We start from the raw sequence: 16,432 nt of genomic DNA, 5'->3' as shown, positions 1-16,432 counted from the left end.
CCACCTTAGAAAAATCGGAATACAAACGCGATACCAAAACCAATTGCTGCCGCCGTTAGAAGTGCTTCAATGCCCCGTGCTGGCCCACTGACAAAATGGCCGTTCAAAATATCACGAACGGCATTTGTTAGTGGCACACCGGGAACTAAAGGCATCACAGCACCAATAATAATATTATCCACCGAATGGCCCATGCCAAGACGTACCGTTATCACTGCCATTATGCCAATTAAAAGGGATGCCACAAATTCACTAATGAACTTGATGTTAAGGTATTTGTTGATCACATAATAGATAGCAAATCCCACTGCCCCAATAATGGAAGTAACCCCAATGTCATAAAAATTATTACAAAAGATGGTCATTAATGGCCCACTTACTAAAGCTGCTCCCAAAACTTGTAACCAAAAAGGAAAATAAGGAACCGCCTGATCAAGGGTCTGGAGTTGATCGTAAAACGTCTCTAGGGTGATTTTGTGCTCCGCATAATCTCTAGAGAGCCGATTCACCCAACTCACTTTTTCCAAATCAATGCTGCGGCGACTCACACTTATTACCTACGCATTTTTTTGATCTGGAATTGACATAATAATTCCTGTGACCGTGGAAAAAACTTGGGTACTTGGAAAACCCGAGTTTGTCGCAATTCGCATGATTGTGTCTTCCGCGCGCGCCATTTCTGAGCCGCTCTCAATCATAATTCTTCCTGCTAACAAGCAGGTATCCACTACCAAGTCAGTTTGGTCCATAACTATCACCCCATTAATTAATCAAGCTCTATTATGCCATAGCCTTTCAAACAAAACACCCACTAATTCAGGATTCCTAAAACTGGCACAGGAATATTTAGGCTCAAAACACAAAAAAAGCCAGGAATAAAATTCCTGACTTGATAAATTCTAATTTTAAATTAGTCTTTGTTTACGTTAACTGCTTGTGGTCCACGGTCACTTTCTTCTACATCGAAAGTAACTGCTTGGCCTTCTTCAAGAGTCTTGAAGCCGTCGCCTTGGATAGCTGAGAAATGTACGAATACATCGCTACCGTTTTCGCGAGTAATAAAACCAAAACCTTTGTCTGCGTTAAACCATTTAACTGTACCATGTTCCATAATAGAAAATCCTCCTGAGTGCTTTTTGCACTAAATATTTTAATACTTGATCCGGTGCAAATTGGGGATATTTCTTTATGAAACAATCTTACCAAAATTACCTAACCAAAATACAAAGTAATTGTACCATGTATTTTTAGAAAAAGAAAGTAAATTCAGAAATTAGTGTTGTTTTTTTGTTAACGGGTCTTTTTAAACTTAAATTAAGCCTTATAAAGCTAATCTTCTTGGACGAAAACATAATGAGCTGCCTTATAACTAATTTGACGCTCATCAGTCGCCGAATCATTATCAATTAGTTTAACCGTTGTGGCACCTTCAAATGGGGCGTGATGAATAACATGTACTTTATCGCCAATATCTAAATCGATCTCATCTAAGTAGTTCAACAGTTCATGATTATCAATAAATCGATCTACTGTGACCGTTGTTCCCTCTTTTACGTCGGCTAACAGCGTATGACTGTCTTCGTGATAGTTTCCCTCTTTATCCGGAATCACACCACCATGGGGGCAATGGGTTGGATAATCGAGAAATTTATCAAGCGAATCCAATAAGTGGTCGCTAGTCACATGCTCCAAAACTTCCGCATCGGTATCCACTTCAGAAAGTTTATAATCCAATTTATCCACCAAAAAGGTTTCCCAAATCCGGTGTTTGCGAACCATGATCTCAGCAATTTGAATTCCTTCATCAGTTAGCGAAATTCCAGCATAGGGTGTGTGCTTTGCGAGCCCCTCTTCCACTAGCTTGGTTACCATTTCCGTAACCGAACCGGCCGCAATATTTAGTCCCATTGCAATTTGTTTGTTAGATATTTTCTTTGATTTCCCGCCTAGCTCAAAAATGATTTTGAGATAGTCTTCCTTCATAGGGGTCAATTCATTCACCTCATTATTATTAATACTACTTTTATAACTCATATAGCTCGGAAATACAACTAAGGCATCCCAAACTTTAATTTTACACTTTTATTGATTAAGGTCTATACTTAAATTGTAAACAACAAAGTTAGGAAGGACTATTATGGGTAATTCAGTATCAATCACAGAATTGAGTGCACCAAATCAACTCAAAGCAGTTAACGCATTTGCAAAGTTTTATATTCAACTTTACAAGACAGAAAGTCTCGAGATTATTTCTTCATACGTTCCTGCTGGCTATCTTAGCGATATCAACGCCTTCATTACACGCAATCGCTACCTAACTAAAGAAGGGCTTCTAGCCATCAGTGTTGAAGCTTCACGAACAGATTATGTGCAAGTAATTGCACATCTGGATCAAAACTTCACTTCTAATGGAGTTCCAGAAACACCTTGGCATGACTGGCTTAACGCTCATCACAAGCAACTTGTCAAAGAGAGCTAACCAACTGCCCCCTTTTTAAATATCATGGCGATCACGCGTAAATAGCTCATTACTTTTTCCACGAAAAACTTCAGCTTGTAAAGTCACGTGATCCACGTGATATTTTTTTTGCAATAAATTCTCTAAATGTCGATAAATAGGCTCCACATCACTTAATAATTGATCGTTTAAATTGATATGTGCAGAAAACATAATCCGATTTTCATCGATTTGCCAAACATGAATGTGATGCACATTGACAACTCCCGGTTCCTTTAACATATCTCGTTTTAACGCTTCGTAATCCAGAATTGGAGCTGCTTGCATCAAAATATCAATGGACTCTTTCAAAACGGGCCACGTCTCACGTAATATATAAATTGAAACTAGAATTGTAACAATTGGGTCAACAAGATCAATTTTCCAAATCTGAATGATAATGGCGCCAATAATAATCCCAAAAGAGGATAATGCATCACTTAAAATGTGCAGATATGTAGCCTTTAGATTTAAATTATCTTTAGCTCCTTTGCTCAACAACAAGGCAGACACAAAGTTTGCAATTGTGCCGATAATAGCCACAATAAGCATAATGCCGCCATTTACTGGCTCGGGATGCATTAGCCGGCGTAAACTTTCGCCAATCAAGACAACCGAAACCAAAATCAAAAAAATGGCATTTACAAACGCTGAAATAATTTCGGCCCGTCGATAACCAAAAGTTTTAGAATCATTTGAAGTTTTAAGTCCAATTCGACTTGCCACGTACGCTAACACGACCGATGCAGAATCACCTAAATTATGAAAAGCATCAGAAAGAAGCGCTAAACTACCAGAAAGCATCCCTCCTACCAGTTCAACCACCGTGATCAAAGCGTTCAAAATTGTAACGAGCAAAAACCGGGTCCCGCTCATTTTTGACTTGTTATGCATCATAAAACTCCCCTTCGGTCATAATTATTAACCAAAACAGACGACTAAGCAAGCTCAGGCTGTTATCTAAAAAGAGCCCGCAATTTTTAATCGCGAACTCTTATTTGATGATTTTAAAATTATTATTAACGGTTGCTTCGATGATTGGATGTTTTTGAAGATAATCGGCAATCAATTCTGACATGGCCTCTGTATTTTCGCGAATGATTTTAGATTCTGAAAACATCGGATAATGGCCACCACCGACTGCGCGATATTTATTCAACACAATTTCAAACGAGTCGTTAGGTTGAATGACATGGCCTTTGCAACTCAACCGAGTTACCCGTTGACCAACCGGTTTGGAAATATCCAGTGTATAGTCAATGCCCTCGTACATATCATAATTATAATGACGTTTCTTGGGGGTCAAATACCTTGGATTCACAATTAACTCATCATGTTCATTCAGTTTGAAATATTTGGCACTCACTTCAAGAGCTGCGCGAATATCTGTTCCTGAAACTCTGAGAACTGCTAGTGAATTGGGATAAACATAATTTGTGACTACTTCTCTCATCGAAATCTCTTCACCAAACCCAGTTGCTTCATCGTTAAATAGCGCCGTTGCAGAAATGGACGTCCCGGTGGCTGCCATCTGTACCTTTTGAATAAACTCAATGAAGGCTGATTCTTCAATCCGCGCTTGGAAAGGATCCGTAATTTTCATATCACCATGAACCCGTCCAAGCGGTTGATCCAGCCAAGTTTGCGTGTCGGCTTCCACATCTGCCATAACTGCTTTTATATCTTTATGTACAGGCATTTTTGCCGTTGAACACAGTTCAGAAGTGGCCCCGACAACCATATGTGGGCTCTTGGGATCAATTTTTAAAACAATCTTGCCAACCGCAGCGCCGCGATGCCCTGCTTGAACAACCGGAATTCCAAATAACTTAGTCGCAATTAAACGATGTTGATGCGCCGAAATCAAAGCATCAATGCCCTTAACTGTTTCCAAAAGTTTATAGCCAACATTCTCACCACGTAACGATTCGGTCTCTAAGCCCGTTTTTAGATCTCGTTCAAATCCACCGTGATAAACAACAATAACCACGTCAGCCCGTTCTTTTAACCAAGGTACATAATGTTTTGCCGTTTCGAGCACCTTGTTAAACTTGAGCCCTTCAATATGTACTGGATCTTCCCAAAAAGGGATATAAGCAGTTGTTAGTCCTAAAACAGCTACGCGAACCCCTTTAATTTTAAAAATCCGATAGGCACCATCGCCGATTGGGTGATTCTCTTCATCCAAAATATTAGCTGATAAAATTGGATAAGTCGCACTCTGAATCGCGGTCTTCAGATAATTCAATCCGTAATTAAATTCATGATTGCCTAAAACTCCAATGTCATAATTAATCGCATTGTAGGCTTTCAGTAAGCGGTGCGGTGCGGGCGGATTACTAAACTTAGCCAAATATTCGGTCAACGGGGACCCTTCTAACACATCTCCTGCATCAATGGTTAAAACAGGATCTGTCGTACTTTTACGCTCATTTTCAATAACAGTTGCCGCTCTTAAAAGGCCGAACGGTAAATTTGAATGGCGTTTTATAAAATTAGTTGGATACACGAAGCCGTGAACATCACTTGTTGAAAGTAACGTTAAATTAAATGCCAAAATTTCGCCCCCTGCAATACTTTCGATAACTTAAATTTTACCACAAACTAATCTAAGCGCGAGGTTTATTTAATCCAAAACAAATGATAATGGTAATTTTCGTAAAATAATTTCTAAACACCTCAAAATTAGTTACCTAATACTGTTACATTTGTAGCCTTTAAAAATTGACCCCAACCCCGTGAACCCCTATACTGACAGTATTACAAATGTAGAAATGAGGAAACTTAGAATGGCTTATGAGGTAAATTTTAAAACAGTTTCAACAATTGGTCTGGAAACTTCACCTGTTGCTGAAACTTTAGCTGGTTTACGCGCTAATGAGGCTCGCTATTACTGGAATAAATACAAACACGTCTTTGTGACGTCCCCGGCAAAAGACGACTCAAAAACGCTGGAATGGATCAATAAAGTTCTCTTAGAAAAAGATATGAAGTTTCCATATGAGCCACTGGAAACGAGCACGTTTGAAGTCGACGGTCTCAAAATGGCCTACGTCTTTTATGAAAATGGCCTTGTTGTAAATGTCATGTATAGCTTGGACCCCACTGGCAAACGCGCAGTCGGGTTTAAACTTTCAGACGGGATGGCCGTACCAAAGGAATTTGAAGGTAAATTCAAATTTGCCCATCAGAAATCTCGCTTAGCTGGTACCATTCGGGGTTCTTATTTTGTCATTAAAGGAACTTACTAGATTCTCCTATCAAAAAAGGCGTCTTCAAACGAAAATCGTTTGAGGACGCCTTTTTATTAACCACTTATTTTAATGTTGACTGTGCCGGCCTTGAACGTCTTTTTCAACGAACCGGGCAACAAAATCATAAAGCTTTTTGTATAGCCATCGGGCAATTGCTAGCCAAGCCACAGCTAAAAAGAATGCTGCCAATACGTCTGAAGGATAATGAGCACCCAGATAAATTCTAGAGTACATCACCAAAACAACCCAGATGATCAAGATGATTTGGCAAACTTTTTGTAAGTTTTGTGACCGAATGCGGCTCACAAAGAACCAAACCAAGAAAAAGACAATTAGTACGGCGCCAAACGTGTGACCACTAGGAAAACTAAAGCCGCTCTCTGGGATTACTTGATTCCACCTTGGTCGCGCACGCTGCACAAATTCTTTGAAAATGTATGCCACGACATCCCCACCAGCTAAAGTAGCCAGTGTCCAAATTGCATCCACTCTTAGCCGCATGAACCATAAAACAGCCGCAATAATAACAGCATAGACAATGGCAAATTTAGGTTCTGCAATGGTTGTAACAGCCTTCATCAAACTGGTTTCAAATGTAGGCATGCTGTTTTGAACAATCCCAATAATCCCAGTGTCCAACTTTAAAAGCATCGCAGAGTTGGCTCTGACAGCTGCCAGTAATAAGACAAAAAGAAGCCCTGAAGTCCAGGCATATTTGGCAGAAATTGAGTTTTGATTTTTTAACATGATACGCTCCAATTATTTAGTTTGATTCCATTCAGCTTTGAATTCATCTAGAAAATCTGTCAGGACCTTTGTTCGCTGTTCGGCGATTTGCTTTGCAGCTTTGGTATTCATTAAATCTACAAGTTTTAAAAGCTTTTCGTAAAAATGATTAATCACGGTTTCGTTTTGCCGATATTGTGCATGCGTCATCTCTGTTCGGGGGGCAATTTGGGGATCATACATAGTATGCCCATGAGCACCTCCATAATAGAAGACCCGGCCAATACCAATGGCCCCAATTGCATCTAACCGATCAGCATCTTGCACAATTTGGCCCTCAACAGACAGCTGATAGTGATGTTCAAGATTCTTCGAAAACGACATGTGCGTAATAATTGCAAAAATCGCCTCAATATCAGTCTGAGCTACATCTTGGTCTTTCAAAAATGCGCGAACTTCATTTTCAGCCTTCGTTTGATCTGAAACGATCTTTTCATCAATGACATCATGTAATTCAGCACTTGCTAACACCACAAAAAGCTGTCCTTGATCACTGTCTGAAGCCAACCGTTGGGCCATTTTTACCACCCGTTGAATATGTGCATAGTCGTGGCCGGTTTTATCATCATTTAGTTTTGAAAAGACAAATTTATCAATTCCTTTGAGAATTGTTTGTTCGTTATTATTTAATTCTTTCATACTTACCCCGCGTACTCAACTACTTGTAATTTACGGACAACAGTTACCTTTACCTGTCCCGGATAGGTCACTTCTTGCTCGATTTGATCCTTAACGTTGCCAGCCAATTTTTCAATACTTTTATCTGACGTTTGGTTAGGTTTGACAATCACCCGAAGTTCACGACCTGCCTGAATCGCATAGCTTTCTTGGACGCCAGGATATTTATTGGCAATCCCCTCTAAACTAGAAATTCGTTGCAAGTAATCAGCTGCTGATTCACTTCGCGCACCCTGACGAGAACCAGAAATAGCATCTGCAGCAGCCACCAAATCAGAAATAACATACTTAGCTTCAACATCCCCATGGTGCGATGCAATTGCATTAATAACAACGGGATCTTCATGATACTTAGTGGCAAGTTCCACCCCTAATTCAACATGGGTGGCTTCAACATCGCGATCAATGGACTTTCCAATATCATGCAAAAGGCCCGCTCGTTTGGCCAGATCAACGTCTTCTCCCAATTCAGCAGCAAACACGCCCGCCAAATTAGCGGCTTCAATCGAGTGATCCAAAATATTTTGACCATAACTGGTCCGGAAATGCATTCTGCCAATAAACTTAATTAAATCTGGATGGATATTTTTAACATTTAATTCATTAATTGCCTGTTCACCAAAGCCGCGGATCAGTTCATCAACTGTTCTGACAGTCTGGTTCACAATTTGTTCCACAATATCTGGATTAATTCGATTAACTTGAACAATCTGAGTCATCGCCCGTTTTGCAATTTCGCGGCGCATCGGATCATACCCATTCAACGTTATCAAACGTTGTTGATCGTCAATATTAATATCAATCCCGGTCAATGCCTCTAAAGTCCGGACATTTTGGCCTGAATTACCAATAATTTTACCCAGTGCCTCATTATTTGGCACATCCATCGTCCGATTTGATGAGTACACATGGGAGCGAATGCCACTATGCTCAATAGAATGGGCAATTAAATTCTTAGCTTCCTTCTCACTGCTACTTTGATACTCCGTTTCTGTGTTCCGAACGACGCGCTTTTCTTCTTCCTTCAAATCACGGGAAGTCTGATCTAAGACATAATCTTTAGCCTTACCTTTGCTCATCTCCGCCACATCTTGGAGCGTGTCTTCGCGTTTGTTAACTAATTCTTCTGCCTGTTGTTTAATTTCTTTAACGGCTTGCTTTTCGGTTTTTAAACCAGCTTCTTTAGACTTAAAATTATCAAAACGACGATTCAACAAGTCTTCTTTTTCTTGTAAAACCTGTTCTCGTTGATCAAGCCAAGTTGATTTACGTTCGTTGTCTTGTACGTCAGTTGTAATTTCTTGCTCAATTGATTCTTGATAAGCCAATGTCTCAACTTTGCCCAACTTCAAGGCTTTTTTGGCCGCAACTTTGCCTTCTTGTTCAGCTTTTTCAAGGGTCTGTTGTGCTTGTTCGTGGGCAATTCTTAACTGCCGTTGATGTTCAATTTTACGAATTTCAAATCCAATTGCAACAGCAATCAGAAGGATAATAATACTCACAACAAACATCTAAGTTTCCTCCTATTTCAAAATTTAATCGTTAATTTCATATCTTTCATTATATCACATTGTCTCTGGTTGCTTCTTGCTTTTCCAGGCATATAAAAACTCGTAAAAATCCATCAAAAAAGCACCTTTCAAGAACCTGCTCAACTTGAAAAGTGCCTGGGGATAGATCTAAGTACCAATCTAAAACATAAAGTTTCAAGGTACATATTGTTTCAATTACGATTCCTTACTTTTCCTAGGATTCGGTAGGAAGAGTAGCCAAAGCGTATTTGTACGCATCTAATTAAAAAATCTTTCACAAAACTTTCTTCTTAAAAACGTTGCAACATGATAAGCATCAGCCCATCCAAAAAATCGGCCGACATTGCAGGTATTGCTTGGTACTAAGATCGAACCCTACCCCCAACAAAGAGTAGCATCTTTGAAACTAACTAACAAGCAAAAAGGCGTGAAAGAACCAGAACTTTAATGTTTGGGATACCAACCGCGATATAGGTCCTCAATAATTTTCGTCGTTTGTAACGTAATTTCTGGCGTCATAACGGAACTGGTTTGTTTTCCGCGTAAAACTTGTTTCGAGACATGATCAAATTCATAAACAAATTCACTGGCTTGCGTGTGTTTAAACGTTTGGGTCTTATTGCCAATCGTCAATTCATAACGATCAGTCTTCCAATAGTTTGGCACTGTCAAAGAACCCTCAGTCCCCCAAAAGGTGATCTGACTCGGAACTTCATCTGTCGTAGTGGTCACATAAACATTTGCCAAAATTCCTGAAGCAAGTTGAACATGCACTTGTGCTTGATCATCTGCTTGTGAACCAACTTTACTTATTTGGCCTTGATAATCCGTAATATCGGTTTTCAAGACAAGCTGCAGGTATTCCAAAGAGTACGATGCACTTCCGTAAAAAGCACCCCCACCGACGGATACATCGTGAAACCACGGAATTTTATCGATCCCTGGATGAGATTCTTGAATCGTGACTCCTTGAATTTGGCCAATCGCTTGCTTATCTAAAAGCTGGGTACGTACTTGCTTCGTAATGGGCAAAAAAGCGGCCTTTTGTGCTTCCATTAAAAAGCAGTGTTGCTTTTTTGCCAGCTCAAATAAGTCTTGAGCCTGTGAAAACGTCAATGTAAATGGTTTTTCCAAAAGCACATTTTTATGGTTGTCCAACGCAAGTTTAGCTCCCGAATAGTGGCCAGCATTCCAAAGGGGAATGTAAACCACATCAATATTAGGATCCTCGCAAAGCTCTTGATAACTACCATAGGCTTTGGAAATTTTAAATTGACTTGCCACCGCTGCGGCCTTGTCTAATTTACGTGCAGCAATCGCCACAACCTCACTATTAGGCGACTCTTGAATCCCCGCAATGATACGTGGAACGATGGAAGCTGCTCCCATAATGCCATATCGAACAAGTTTTTCTGCCATTTTATTGCCTCAAAGATTAGTCTTTCTTTGGTTCCTCTTCTGCATCTGGATCATTGATCATCCGCCACTCACCTTCGCCGGCTTTGGAAATATCATTCACAAAACCAGTTACCATTTGGGCACGTTCCATATCTTTTTCAGCTAAAACATTTAAACCCTTCCCAGTGGTCATTGGCACACCGAGTTCAAACTGTTCCTTGCCCATTTTTCCTTCTGTAAAGGCCACAACCCAATCTTTTGAATCAATTTGGGTATACAGGAAAAAGATTGAAAAGTCGTCTGCCATATAAGCTGGAACGGCCCAAACGTTTTCGCCAACTTCTTGCATGTCATTGCCATTAAAATTATATTCACTGGCATTGTCTTTTGTAATACCGTGATTTAAAACCATCAGCATCTGGTCAAACTTTTCGTCACCTAATGTTAATTCGATATCTTGGAATTCTTCATCTTCATTACTCAATTTAATTACCTCATCACTTTCTTATTTTCTTGATTACCTTGATTTTATAATAAAACATGGGTAAAAGATACTGCTACGATTAGAAAAAAGCCGAATTCAGAAAACTAACTGAATTCGACTTATGCATTTTATTTAATTTAAGTATTTAAGCGTAAACTGGTTCGGTCGTCACAATCGGTTTTTGCATATGATCATACATGTGATCGCCAATTTTTTTAGTCCCCACTTTTTTAAATCCATGCCGGGAATACAGACGTTCGGCGGCGGGATTTGCAAAGTCCACATTCAACCCAATGATGGTATCACCGTCTTGACGAACGAATTCTGGCAAGGCCTTTAATAGCCGACCGCCAATTCCTTGCCCTTGATAGTCTGGATCGACTGCAATGGAATCAAGATACCATTCATCTTTAAAGGCTTCCAAATCAGGATCCAACACATCCCCGTCAAAAACATTTGCCTTAAGACTGATTCGATCAATAATCGCATCTAAATCTTCTTCATACTGGTCTGGATACCCGAAAGCTACCCCTACCACTTTACCTGTGGTATTTTCCTCGGCCACAATTGTTGTGGCTTTTTCACCAGTATAAGCATCTGTTTGATAGGCCCGCTGTAACACGCGCATCCAGACAGGGTCAGGGACATCATCCAATTCATCAAGCTCCATTTCTTCATAAATAATATTAATTAATGGGGCTATCTGACCGGCGTCATCTTTATCAGCTTCACGTATAATTATCACAAAAATCCTCCTTTAATCTATTTACTAGATTACGGTATGATGATAAAAATGTAAAGCTACCTGCCCTTAATGCCAACTTCTTCTGAACTAGAAAATTACTATCCACCAAACATTTCGTAGTAACCAACTGTTGCAATTGCTTGGGCCGAGCGAATTCTACCTTGCTTAATTAACTGTTTTAAATGGTCATAGCGAATCAACTGGCTATTTACAAACTCATCTGCATCAAAATGTTGAGCAGCTTTTTTAACCGGATTGATCTTCGCCACAACCAAAATTACTTTTTCGGTTGAAAATCCTTCCGATGCCGTAATTGTGGTCAACTCTTGTACTTTTGTTGCTTCATAACCCGTTTCTTCCAGTAATTCTCGCTTGGCGGCGTCTTCTGCCGTCTCGTTTGCGTTTATTAATCCTGCCGGTAAGGACAAACTTTCCGCGTTAACCCCAACCCGATACTCTGTATTCAACAAAACGTGTTGATCTGGCGTAAACGCCAAAATGGTTACGGCCGGTTGGTGCACAATCACATCCCGATTTACCAACAAACCATCCGGCGTTTCGATTTTTTGTTTATCTAATTGAAAAATTGGCCCCGCATAGACTTGTTTCTGAGCCACTATCTTGCCTGTTTTGCCTTCATTTTTAAACATTTTTTACACTCTCCATATCTTTTGGTAACACCACTTCAAATGTATGTTCTTGATCAGTTAGCGGATCTGTAAACGTTAAGGACTCTGCATGCAGTGCCTGTCGCTTAATCCCCATGTTCATCGGTCCACCGTACAATTCATCACCCAAAAGTGGCTGGCCCAAACTGGCAAAGTGGACCCGAATTTGATGCGTTCGACCAGTCAGTAATTCTGCTTCTACTTCTGCAAAATGAGCATACTGGTGAATTAGTCGAAATCGGGTTTGCGCCTGTTGTCCTTCTGCTGAAACTTCACGATGAATGCCATCTGCTGCCTTGGCAATTGGCTGGTTAATGACTCCTTGCATTTCATCTAACTGCCCTGAAACAAAAACTCGATACTTTTTTTGAATCGTATGATTTTCGATTTGTGGGGATAAAGCACTGGCCGCCAAGCGATTTTTCGCAATTAGCATCACTCCACTCGTAAACCGGTCTAATCTTGTAATTACGTGTGGCACTAAATCCTGGCTTCCTTGATTTTTCAAATGGCCCTTAACTCGATTGACCACCGTATCATCCCGGTTGCTTGGGCCTGGTACTGATGAAAGTCCCGCTGGTTTATTGATTACCAGCCAATTATCATCCTCGAACACCACAGAAAGTGGCTGAAAACTAAAAGGAACATTTGGATCGGACTTTTCTTTCGGTAATCGTAACTTTAAAACCTCAGTAGGAGCAATCATGTCTGCAGTCGTTTGCTTTTTACCGTTGATCTGTAGGATCCCGCCTTTTTTTATTGAACTAATTAAGCGGTGGCTAAAGCCTTTAGAAACCAAAAAAACTTTAATTTTCAGCGGTTCTGCAGTTGTATTTTGAAAGCTAATTATCATGTTTAATTCTCCATTATTTTGAAACTTTGAGCGCATGCCGCATTGACTTGCTTAATCTTAAATACGCAAGAAAATGATAAACAATTCCGGCTAGCAATAAAAATGTCCCTAGCCAAATTGAAAAGAACGTCGCGACAATTGCCAAGCCATAGATTAAAACACTGCGAATGGGATCAAATTTGATGGCTTGATAAAAATGTTGCTGATCTTTTTTCATCTGCGTTAGCTCTGGGTGATGACGAACATAGCTGTATAACCACGCAAAAGTTAACGAGATAAACAGCGCTACAAGGTCATAGTAGATAAAAGCAACGCGCATATCGGCCACATTTCCCATGATCAATGAATTTGAGACTAACGCCGTTGGATAATCAATCAGCGTCACAGAAAAAAGCATCACTAAATTGATGACGTTCAAACTCGTATTCGTGAATTTTAGCGTTTGGAAAAAATCGTGATGAAACAGCCAAACCGTCCCAATGTATAGGAATGAAACCACATAGGCAAACATGGTAGGCCATTGTTTAATCAGGGCTGCCAGTAAATTTCCCACATGATATTCTGGGACGTTAAAGTCCAACACCAAAATTGTGATAAGAATGGCATAGACCCCATCGCTAAACGCCTGCATCCGATCAACTTTCATAATTTTAACCTCCCCGCTCCTGCTTCAAACAAATTATTTCAACTCGTTAACATTATACCCTAGTTTATTGGCAGGGTGAACGAAACACGGCTTGCTAGGTCGGTAATAAAAAAACTCTCCTATCATAATAGGAGAGTTTAAATATCAAAATCAGTCGTTTTATTTTTCGGTGCATAACTAGCTTTCCATTCAGGCACTTGCTGCTTTGCTTGGACTTTTAAAAGGGCCGTGATCAACTCATCATTATTGAGTTGTTCGGCCATTTTGGCAATTTTTACTGTTTGCTGATCCCAAGCCGAGGTCTGCTCTTGCTTATGATCGTGCACAATATCTGTTAAGAATCCGAGATTGCTGACTAGATTTCCTTGGTCATTTAAGTCTCGCTCTTTAAACCAGCGTAAAACTTGAATGCCATCACCAGAAAGCTCAACCGTATGTGTTTTTAGCGTCGCAATTTCATCTAAAAACATTGTGTTGGTCATGTGCATTAATGATCGAGCCACCCGGATTTCTTCGTCCTCATAGTTAACCAATAAATCCTTGTCATCCTCAATGGCGTTCATAATCCGGCTTAGACGTCCAAACGTAGTAAAGAAGTTAGCAGGTTTGGGTCGTCTTTTTTGGAGCTGCTTTTCAATCCAATTAGTAAAATATCCATGTCTTTTAATAAGCAATGCTCCTTTCTGATCGTTTCTTGAATTTGTTTGACTCATGTTAATTACTTTAACTTGTCCTCAATCTTACCGATAAAGTATTTCAGAAAGATTACTAGACGTTGAAACTAAGATTAATAAAAGCTTACATCGGCGTATTAGTTTATTTTTCTTTAAAATATATTTGCATTTTAGGGTCGTTTAAGATTACAATGGTAATAACTTATTTTTTAGGAGGAACATCATGCGATCACCATATAACTCATTTGCAAAGCGTCGTCCAGTTGCTGGTAAACGTGAACGTCGTCGTCGTCAAGCACGAATCGTCGCTATCCAACGTTTCGCTAAAGGCAAGACTGAAGAAATTGTAGATACACCAAAAGTTAAATAATCGGCTTTTTGCCATTTAAAAAATTCAACTGTGATTTTAGCGGTTGTTTTTTTTTTACATTTAATTTCAAAAAAGTTTTCATTTTGTACTTGACGTATTTTAAATATTAGAGTAAATTAAATCCATATTATAAATAAATGAGAAAAGCTGTGAAAAGAAAAGTACGAAAAATCTCCATTGTTTAGCGAGCGTCGATTGGTGAAAGGACGTCAATGAATTTTTCAAGCTATCATCTTTGAGCGATGCTTACGAATCTTGAGTAGGCACTGGGGGCTCCCATTATAGAGCTAGAGTATCGATCTGCAGGTCCGTACTCGAAAAGGCAGTGTTAGTGATGACGCTGTAAACAAAGGTGGTAACGCGTTTAAAACGTCCTTGTTGGAATTTATATTCCGACAGGGGCGTTTTTTTATTTCTTCTTGCGGCCAGTCATTAAAATTTAAGGAGTGTTTATATGTTAGAAGAGAAAAAATTAACCAAAAAAGATTATGTAGTCGTAAGTTCAATGTTGTTTGCCTTATTTTTCGGAGCTGGAAACCTTATTTTCCCCCTTCACCTTGGCCAATTATCGGGGTCAAGTTGGTTACCTGCTGCCTTAGGCTTTTTAGTAACTGGCGTCTTGTTGCCCTTGCTATCAGTACTGGCAATCAGTATCACCCGTTCCGAAGGGGTTTATGATATTGGCAAGCCTTTGGGAGCTACTTTTGCTTTAGTCTTCATGGTTCTCATTCATGGCACGATCGGCCCGCTTTTTGGAACCCCAAGAACGGCAACTGTTTCTTACACAGTTGGCCTCGCTCCGCTCATCCCAGCTCAGTATCAGACTTTAGGTTTAGTCGTTTTTTCCGCAGTTTTCTTTGGACTCGCATATTTCTTATCTGTCGAACAAAGTAAAATTGTTTCTAATGTCGGCAAACTGTTAAATCCAGTTTTTCTCGTTTTACTAGCATTCGTATTCTTTCTTGGTTTCAGTAATCCCATGGGAACACCCGTTAAACAAGCTGTTACTTCAGCTTATAAGACTGGCGCGTTCACAAACGGATTCTTGCAAGGTTACAACACCATGGATGCGCTCGCCGGCCTGGCCTTTGGTGTCACAGTCGTTACAGCCATCAAATACATGGGAAAGAAAAATCCCAACGGAATCGCCATGGTCACTGCCCGCGCTGGCCTGTTCTCAATGGGATTTGAAGGGGTTATCTACGTGGCCTTAATCCTATTAGGCTCCATGTCACTTGGCAAATTCAAACTTAGTGCCAATGGCGGAATTGCCTTCGACCAAATTGTAAATCATTACTTAGGAGTTGTCGGTCAATCAATTCTAGCTGCATTGATCACTTTAACTTGTTTGACAACCGCGATTGGATTAGTTGCCGCATTTGCCCAAGATTTCCACAAACATTTCCCAAAAATCAGTTACAAAACCTGGTTAGCATTTACCAGTGCTGCCTCATTTTTAACAGCTAACCTCGGGTTAAACCAAATCATTTCGTGGTCAACCCCTGTGTTAATGTTCCTGTATCCCTTAGCAATGGCTTTGATCCTCTTATCTGTTTTGTCACCACTTTTCAAACGAGATCCGGTGGTCTACAAATTCGTTGTTACTTTCACAGTCATTCCCGCCCTATTTGATATGATGGCTGCTTTCCCTCCTGTTGTGAGTCAGAGCGCGCTTGGTAAACTCATGGCTAATTTCCAACAGAGTTATCTACCGCTCGCTCAGTATGGCTTAGATTGGCTCCTACCTGCTTTACTCGGCATGGTGCTTGGCGTTGCTTGCCATCTGGTAAAACAACACGCTGCCACAAAGGTTCAAGTCCCACAAGAAGATCAAAACTAATCAAAAA

General features: G+C 40.1%; 18 protein-coding genes, 1 pseudogene and 1 other annotated feature. Of the genes and pseudogenes, 4 read left to right on the top strand and 15 right to left on the bottom strand.

Annotated features, from left to right (window positions below):
• Positions 1 to 5 precede the first annotated feature (5 nt).
• The 3 genes and pseudogenes from PI20285_RS02420 to PI20285_RS02410 form a co-directional block, all read right to left on the bottom strand.
• Positions 6 to 749 (bottom strand): annotated as a pseudogene (locus tag PI20285_RS02420) (threonine/serine exporter family protein).
• A 161-nt stretch (positions 750 to 910) separates the two neighbouring features.
• Positions 911 to 1,111: a cold-shock protein gene (locus PI20285_RS02415; protein ID WP_046871276.1), complete on the bottom strand. Its 201-nt coding sequence runs from the start codon at positions 1,109 to 1,111 to the stop codon at positions 911 to 913.
• A 218-nt stretch (positions 1,112 to 1,329) separates the two neighbouring features.
• On the bottom strand, positions 1,330 to 1,992 hold the full coding sequence (locus PI20285_RS02410; RefSeq protein ID WP_057771829.1) for a metal-dependent transcriptional regulator: 663 nt from the start codon (positions 1,990 to 1,992) through the stop codon (positions 1,330 to 1,332).
• A gap of 145 nt (positions 1,993 to 2,137) precedes the next feature.
• Here PI20285_RS02410 and PI20285_RS02405 point away from each other — a divergent pair, with 145 nt between their 5' ends.
• A complete protein-coding gene (locus tag PI20285_RS02405; protein WP_057771826.1) occupies positions 2,138 to 2,479 on the top strand; it encodes a hypothetical protein in 342 nt (113 codons plus the stop codon).
• Between the two features lie 15 nt (positions 2,480 to 2,494).
• On the opposite strand, the gene PI20285_RS02400 is transcribed toward PI20285_RS02405, so the two are convergent.
• Together PI20285_RS02400 and PI20285_RS02395 are read right to left on the bottom strand one after the other, a co-directional pair.
• Entirely contained in the window at positions 2,495 to 3,391 is an 897-nt protein-coding gene (locus PI20285_RS02400) for a cation diffusion facilitator family transporter (protein WP_057771824.1), read from the bottom strand.
• Between the two features lie 100 nt (positions 3,392 to 3,491).
• Positions 3,492 to 5,054, bottom strand: a complete 1,563-nt coding sequence (locus PI20285_RS02395) for a bifunctional metallophosphatase/5'-nucleotidase (RefSeq protein WP_057771822.1) — start codon at positions 5,052 to 5,054, stop codon at positions 3,492 to 3,494.
• A 232-nt stretch (positions 5,055 to 5,286) separates the two neighbouring features.
• Here PI20285_RS02395 and PI20285_RS02390 point away from each other — a divergent pair, with 232 nt between their 5' ends.
• On the top strand, positions 5,287 to 5,748 hold the full coding sequence (locus tag PI20285_RS02390) for a hypothetical protein (protein ID WP_057771820.1): 462 nt from the start codon (positions 5,287 to 5,289) through the stop codon (positions 5,746 to 5,748).
• A 69-nt stretch (positions 5,749 to 5,817) separates the two neighbouring features.
• Here the strand turns inward: PI20285_RS02390 and PI20285_RS02385 are convergent, their stop codons facing one another.
• From PI20285_RS02385 to PI20285_RS02340, 10 genes are all read right to left on the bottom strand, one after another.
• Positions 5,818 to 6,498, bottom strand: coding sequence for a phosphatase PAP2 family protein (locus PI20285_RS02385; protein ID WP_057771818.1), 681 nt, complete (start codon positions 6,496 to 6,498; stop codon positions 5,818 to 5,820).
• Positions 6,499 to 6,510: 12 nt separating this feature from the next.
• On the bottom strand, positions 6,511 to 7,176 hold the full coding sequence (locus tag PI20285_RS02380; RefSeq protein ID WP_057771816.1) for an HD domain-containing protein: 666 nt from the start codon (positions 7,174 to 7,176) through the stop codon (positions 6,511 to 6,513).
• A gap of 2 nt (positions 7,177 to 7,178) precedes the next feature.
• Entirely contained in the window at positions 7,179 to 8,726 is a 1,548-nt protein-coding gene (gene rny / locus PI20285_RS02375; protein WP_057771814.1) for a ribonuclease Y, read from the bottom strand.
• A gap of 465 nt (positions 8,727 to 9,191) precedes the next feature.
• Positions 9,192 to 10,166, bottom strand: a complete 975-nt coding sequence (locus tag PI20285_RS02370; protein WP_057771812.1) for a Gfo/Idh/MocA family protein — start codon at positions 10,164 to 10,166, stop codon at positions 9,192 to 9,194.
• A gap of 16 nt (positions 10,167 to 10,182) precedes the next feature.
• On the bottom strand, positions 10,183 to 10,629 hold the full coding sequence (locus PI20285_RS02365; RefSeq protein ID WP_057771810.1) for a hypothetical protein: 447 nt from the start codon (positions 10,627 to 10,629) through the stop codon (positions 10,183 to 10,185).
• A 145-nt stretch (positions 10,630 to 10,774) separates the two neighbouring features.
• Positions 10,775 to 11,374 carry a GNAT family N-acetyltransferase gene (locus tag PI20285_RS02360; RefSeq protein ID WP_057771808.1) on the bottom strand — a complete coding sequence of 200 codons (600 nt, stop codon included), beginning with the start codon at positions 11,372 to 11,374 and terminating at the stop codon, positions 10,775 to 10,777.
• A 98-nt stretch (positions 11,375 to 11,472) separates the two neighbouring features.
• A complete protein-coding gene (locus PI20285_RS02355) occupies positions 11,473 to 12,024 on the bottom strand; it encodes an NUDIX hydrolase (protein WP_057771806.1) in 552 nt (183 codons plus the stop codon).
• Positions 12,017 to 12,895, bottom strand: coding sequence for an RluA family pseudouridine synthase (locus PI20285_RS02350; protein WP_057771805.1), 879 nt, complete (start codon positions 12,893 to 12,895; stop codon positions 12,017 to 12,019). The genes PI20285_RS02355 and PI20285_RS02350 overlap by 8 nt, the downstream gene beginning before the upstream one ends.
• 13 nt (positions 12,896 to 12,908) lie before the next feature.
• Positions 12,909 to 13,541, bottom strand: a complete 633-nt coding sequence (locus tag PI20285_RS02345) for a TMEM175 family protein (RefSeq protein WP_057771803.1) — start codon at positions 13,539 to 13,541, stop codon at positions 12,909 to 12,911.
• Positions 13,542 to 13,678: 137 nt separating this feature from the next.
• A complete protein-coding gene (locus PI20285_RS02340) occupies positions 13,679 to 14,254 on the bottom strand; it encodes a hypothetical protein (protein ID WP_057771802.1) in 576 nt (191 codons plus the stop codon).
• A 184-nt stretch (positions 14,255 to 14,438) separates the two neighbouring features.
• On the opposite strand from PI20285_RS02340, the gene PI20285_RS11695 reads away from it, so the two are divergent.
• Both PI20285_RS11695 and brnQ read left to right on the top strand, forming a co-directional pair.
• Positions 14,439 to 14,585 carry a hypothetical protein gene (locus PI20285_RS11695; RefSeq protein ID WP_164481576.1) on the top strand — a complete coding sequence of 49 codons (147 nt, stop codon included), beginning with the start codon at positions 14,439 to 14,441 and terminating at the stop codon, positions 14,583 to 14,585.
• Between the two features lie 140 nt (positions 14,586 to 14,725).
• Positions 14,726 to 14,965 (top strand) — a binding site (T-box leader).
• A gap of 74 nt (positions 14,966 to 15,039) precedes the next feature.
• Positions 15,040 to 16,425, top strand: a complete 1,386-nt coding sequence (gene brnQ / locus PI20285_RS02335) for a branched-chain amino acid transport system II carrier protein (RefSeq protein ID WP_057771800.1) — start codon at positions 15,040 to 15,042, stop codon at positions 16,423 to 16,425.
• Positions 16,426 to 16,432: the final 7 nt, after the last annotated feature.

It is taken from the genome of Pediococcus inopinatus (assembly GCF_002982135.1).
GTDB classification, from domain to species: domain Bacteria; phylum Bacillota; class Bacilli; order Lactobacillales; family Lactobacillaceae; genus Pediococcus; species Pediococcus inopinatus.
The sequence above is the reverse complement of the archived record's forward strand: the minus strand, read 5'-3'. Positions and strand labels throughout refer to the sequence as shown.

What these genes read in the sequence shown, in the direction of transcription:
- PI20285_RS02415 (WP_046871276.1), bottom strand. Translation starts at nt 1,111, where the DNA reads ATGGAACATGGTACAGTTAAATGGTTTAACGCAGACAAAGGTTTTGGT.
- PI20285_RS02405 (WP_057771826.1), top strand. Translation starts at nt 2,138, where the DNA reads ATGGGTAATTCAGTATCAATCACAGAATTGAGTGCACCAAATCAACTC.
- PI20285_RS02400 (WP_057771824.1), bottom strand. Translation starts at nt 3,391, where the DNA reads ATGCATAACAAGTCAAAAATGAGCGGGACCCGGTTTTTGCTCGTTACA.
- PI20285_RS02390 (WP_057771820.1), top strand. Translation starts at nt 5,287, where the DNA reads ATGGCTTATGAGGTAAATTTTAAAACAGTTTCAACAATTGGTCTGGAA.
- PI20285_RS02385 (WP_057771818.1), bottom strand. Translation starts at nt 6,498, where the DNA reads ATGTTAAAAAATCAAAACTCAATTTCTGCCAAATATGCCTGGACTTCA.
- PI20285_RS02380 (WP_057771816.1), bottom strand. Translation starts at nt 7,176, where the DNA reads ATGAAAGAATTAAATAATAACGAACAAACAATTCTCAAAGGAATTGAT.
- rny (WP_057771814.1), bottom strand. Translation starts at nt 8,726, where the DNA reads ATGTTTGTTGTGAGTATTATTATCCTTCTGATTGCTGTTGCAATTGGA.
- PI20285_RS02370 (WP_057771812.1), bottom strand. Translation starts at nt 10,166, where the DNA reads ATGGCAGAAAAACTTGTTCGATATGGCATTATGGGAGCAGCTTCCATC.
- PI20285_RS02355 (WP_057771806.1), bottom strand. Translation starts at nt 12,024, where the DNA reads ATGTTTAAAAATGAAGGCAAAACAGGCAAGATAGTGGCTCAGAAACAA.
- PI20285_RS02350 (WP_057771805.1), bottom strand. Translation starts at nt 12,895, where the DNA reads ATGATAATTAGCTTTCAAAATACAACTGCAGAACCGCTGAAAATTAAA.
- PI20285_RS02345 (WP_057771803.1), bottom strand. Translation starts at nt 13,541, where the DNA reads ATGAAAGTTGATCGGATGCAGGCGTTTAGCGATGGGGTCTATGCCATT.
- PI20285_RS02340 (WP_057771802.1), bottom strand. Translation starts at nt 14,254, where the DNA reads ATGAGTCAAACAAATTCAAGAAACGATCAGAAAGGAGCATTGCTTATT.
- PI20285_RS11695 (WP_164481576.1), top strand. Translation starts at nt 14,439, where the DNA reads ATGCGATCACCATATAACTCATTTGCAAAGCGTCGTCCAGTTGCTGGT.
- brnQ (WP_057771800.1), top strand. Translation starts at nt 15,040, where the DNA reads ATGTTAGAAGAGAAAAAATTAACCAAAAAAGATTATGTAGTCGTAAGT.